This is a genomic window from Mesorhizobium sp. M7A.F.Ca.CA.002.09.1.1 (assembly GCF_003998555.1).
Taxonomy (GTDB): Bacteria; Pseudomonadota; Alphaproteobacteria; order Rhizobiales; family Rhizobiaceae; genus Mesorhizobium; species Mesorhizobium ciceri.
Genome location: NZ_RZRR01000685.1, coordinates 1 through 3102 on the forward strand (window position 1 = coordinate 1; position 3102 = coordinate 3102).

The 3102-nt window shown below is 63.4% G+C and carries 3 protein-coding genes and 1 pseudogene; all 4 read right to left on the minus strand.

Annotated elements, in window-relative coordinates; translation table 11 throughout:
* Positions 1-678 (minus strand): annotated as a pseudogene (locus EN994_RS24455) (hypothetical protein); the annotation flags it as partial.
* Positions 679-707: 29 nt separating this feature from the next.
* Positions 708-1439 (minus strand): histidine utilization repressor, encoded by a 732-nt coding sequence (hutC, locus tag EN994_RS24460; protein ID WP_013530484.1) that lies wholly within the window; start codon positions 1437-1439, stop codon positions 708-710.
* A 32-nt stretch (positions 1440-1471) separates the two neighbouring features.
* Complete coding sequence (locus EN994_RS24465) at positions 1472-2494, minus strand: zinc-binding dehydrogenase (protein WP_063168691.1); 1023 nt, start codon at positions 2492-2494, stop codon at positions 1472-1474.
* A 15-nt stretch (positions 2495-2509) separates the two neighbouring features.
* Positions 2510-3102, minus strand: a 593-nt coding sequence (locus EN994_RS24470; RefSeq protein WP_206530488.1) for a histidinol dehydrogenase, incomplete at its 5' end; no start/stop codon positions are given.

A 3102-nucleotide genomic window follows, 5' to 3' on the forward strand; every position in this document is an offset into this window, starting at 1 on the left:
GTCGGTGTACTGCTCGCCATTGATGACGAATTTCAGCCGGGAAAACCGATCCCAATCCAGCTCGGCACCGGGAAAGACGAACGGCTTGCCGACATAGAAATCGGCCAGCCGGCCGCCTGGCGACAAGCGTGTCTCGGCATCGATCAGCCGCTCATGAAACAGCCTGTGGATCGGTTCCGCCGCCACCTCCTCGACGGTTACCGGATGCAGCGTTTCGAGATAGACCTTGAGCAGCCTGGCCGACAGGTCGCGCTCGGCAAGAACGGCTTCTCGCCGTTTGCCGGCATCGTCCTGCGCATCCAGCGCGAACAGCACATCCGAAAACCTCGGATCCGTGCGCCGCCGATAGACAAGGATCTGCTCGCCCGGTTGGGCCGACATATGCACGGGTTGATCAACCGGCAGGCCGGCGCGCGACAGAATCTCGGCGCGGTAATACTCGCCCGTCATCGCCTCTTCCCGCTCCTCCTGATGGAACTTGAAGAAGTAGGCCTTGCCGTCGTCCTCGAAGAAGCCGTTCAACGAATTGAGGCTGTATTTATCGAAGTTGATGCGGACATTGCGGGGGCGCATCGCGAACAGGTCGCCCAGCAATGCCGCCAGCGCGCTTTGTGCTTCGGCAACATCATGCTGCGCGAGTGCCCGGATCCGCGCCGTGCGGCTCGGTGCCGGCGTCATCTGTCGCTCTTGCATTCGACCTGCTTCCGTCAGCTGCTTTTTGAAGGGGAATAGCGGCTGCCGAGCGAGTAGCGGCTGCCGGCATAAGTCAGCTTGCTGATCGTCGCCACCACCGCGCCCGTCCATGTCCGGCGGTGCAGGAAAAGGCAGCAGGCGCCGACATCGATGCCCAGATGCCGCGCCGTCTCGGCATCCGCCGGGATGGCGGAAATGATATGCTCGACCTCGGTCACCGGGGTTTTCTGCATGAGGTAGTCATAGGTCGCCGTCTTCGAAAAATCCTGCTTGTCATAGTCGGGGATAAGGCTCGGATTGACGAAGCGCTCTTCGAGTTGCACCGGCAGATCGTTCTCGAAATTGACGACGACGGAATGATAGATCGAGACGCGCTTTGGAAATTCGAACGACAGCGCCAGCTCTTTTGTCGGCATGATGGTTTCGAGGACGAGGACTTCGGAACGATGTCTGTTGCCGCGCTCGACGATCTCGGCTGCGATGTTGTTGATCTCGATCAGCGTCGACTGTGGCCGCGGTGGCGCGATGAAGGTTCCCACACCTTGCAGGCGGATCAGAAACCCGGCCGAGGTCAATTCTCTGAGCGCCCGGTGAACCGTCATCCGCGAGACGCCGAGTGAAGCGACCAACTCATTCTCGGACGGCAGCTTGCGATCTTTGCCCCACCGGCCCGTTCCGATGTTTGCCAGGATGTAGTCCTTCACCTTCTCGTAAAGAGGGCTGGCGGTGTCGGGCAAAGTGATCATTTCAAAAGTCCTTTCCGGCGATTCATCGGAAATCACGACTCGACAGGTTGCCGCATGCGGATGATTGTTTTCAAGCCGTCGCTGCGCCCCGCCAACAGCCGCTCATAGGCAGCCGGAATGTCATCCAGGCCGATCTCCTGGTCGATCAGCGCCAGCAGCGGTTCGCTCAATTCACCCAGCATCCGCACGGCCTCGGGCAGTTCGTCGGCAAAGGCATGGCATCCCAGCAACCCGATTTCGCGTTCGACCAGCGTATTGGGATCAATGTCGAGGCGGCCGTGGAAGATGCCGACCATGGCGATCGTACCGCCGGGATCGAGAACGCCGAGCAGCTGATTGAGCGCCGCGACGCTGCCGGTCGCCTCGATGGCCGCGAGCAGCGGGGCATTGGCAGTTGCGGCGGCAACGGCGTCCCGGCTCAGATCGACGATCCGGGCACCCGTCACCCGCGCCACCCGGGCGCAGCGGCTCTGGTTGCGGTCGGCGATCAGCACGGTGCCGGCGAAGGTCCGCGACAACAGCAGGGCGGCAAGACCGCCGATCGGCCCGCAGCCGACGACCAGCACGAAGCCTGTCGTTTTCGGCAGGCGCCGCACCGCGTGCAGCGCCACCGCCAGCGGCTCGGCCATTGCCGCGACCCGCTCGTCGAGCCCGGCATCGATGATATGCAAAAGCCGTGCGGGCAGCACGGCCTGTTCGGCAAATCCGCCGTCGCAGATTTCTCCGACGAAGCCCAGTGACGCGCAGAGATGACGCCTGCCGGCTTGGCATTGCGCGCAGTCTCCGCACCAGAAGCGGGAATCGGCGACAACCCTGTCACCGATAGCGAAGGCGTCGACGCCCGCGCCGGTGGCGGTCACCGTGCCGGTGAGTTCATGGCCGGCCGTCGAAGGCGACCGGCTTATCCACTGTCCCGTGCGGAAATTATGCAGGTCCGAACCGCAGATGCCGGCGGCATCGACCCTGAGCTTCACCCAGCCTGCATCCGGCGCGCCCGGCGTCGCGATGTCCTCGACGCGCAGATCGCCGGGCCCGTAAAGTCGTGCCGCCTTCATCTCGATCGGTTCCGCTCAGCCGGCAAGATAGCGGTCGCGGATCTCCGAGACCGCGTTCTCATGCGAGCTGAAGCCCTCGTAGCGGGCGAGCCTGCGGGCGTGCAGAGCGAGTTCCGGATAGGCCACCGAGGTGACATAGCCGACCGACGAGCGCTTGACGAAATCCGTCACCGAAAGCGGCCCGTAGGTCCGCGCCCAACGGCTGGTCGGCAGCACCGCATTGGGTCCAAGCACGAAATTGGCCAGCGTCACCGGCGTGTGCGGCCCCATCAGGATTTCAGCCGCCTCCGTGATGCGCCCGAGATGCGCGAACGGCTCCTTCGACAGGATCTCGAGATGTTCGGGCGCATAGTCGTTGATGAAGCGGTAGCTGTCTTCCAGCGACGCGGTCAGCACGATGCCACCGCGCTTGCCGGTCAGCACCGCGCGTGAAAACTCGACACGCTGCTCGGTCATCCGCGACCAATGCTCCGGGATTGCAGCCAATGCGGCTTCGGCGACCTTGCGGCTGTGCGTCACCAGATAGGCCGAGGAATCCGGCCCGTGCTCGGCTTCGATCAACAGGTCGAGCGCGGCAAGCCCGCCGTCGACGCTGTCATCGGCAAAGA